This is a genomic window from Dellaglioa carnosa (genome assembly GCF_026948345.1).
In the GTDB taxonomy this organism is placed as follows: Bacteria; Bacillota; Bacilli; order Lactobacillales; family Lactobacillaceae; genus Dellaglioa; species Dellaglioa algida.
Genome location: NZ_JANXLI010000022.1, coordinates 1 through 294, shown reverse-complemented (window position 1 = coordinate 294; position 294 = coordinate 1). Strand labels below are relative to the sequence as shown.

The 294-nt window shown below is 43.9% G+C and carries 2 tRNA genes and 1 rRNA gene; all 3 read left to right on the top strand.

The annotated features are described in order from the left end of the window. Positions 1–54: 54 nt before the first annotated feature. Positions 55–126 (top strand) — tRNA-Glu (locus tag N0K80_RS07915). A 5-nt stretch (positions 127–131) separates the two neighbouring features. Beyond that, positions 132–204, top strand: a tRNA-Thr gene (locus N0K80_RS07910). 35 nt (positions 205–239) lie between these two features. Continuing rightward, positions 240–294, top strand: a 5S ribosomal RNA gene (gene rrf, locus N0K80_RS07975); the annotation flags it as partial.

Sequence of the window (294 nt, the reverse complement as noted above, 5' to 3'; positions counted from 1 at the left end):
TAAATAATTTAAAAATGTGCTAATCGATCTGATTAACACGTTTTTATGTATTATGACCCGTTGGTCAAGTGGTTAAGACACCGCCCTTTCACGGCGGTAACATGGGTTCAAATCCCGTACGGGTCATTTTCGCCGGCTTAGCTCAGTTGGTAGAGCATCGGTATCGTAAACCGAGGGTCACAGGTTCGACTCCTGCAGCCGGCATTTTAATGGTTGCAAAGTTATTATTCAAAAAAGAGTGTGGTGGCGATAGCAAGAAGGATACACCTGTTCCCATGTCGAACACAGAAGTTA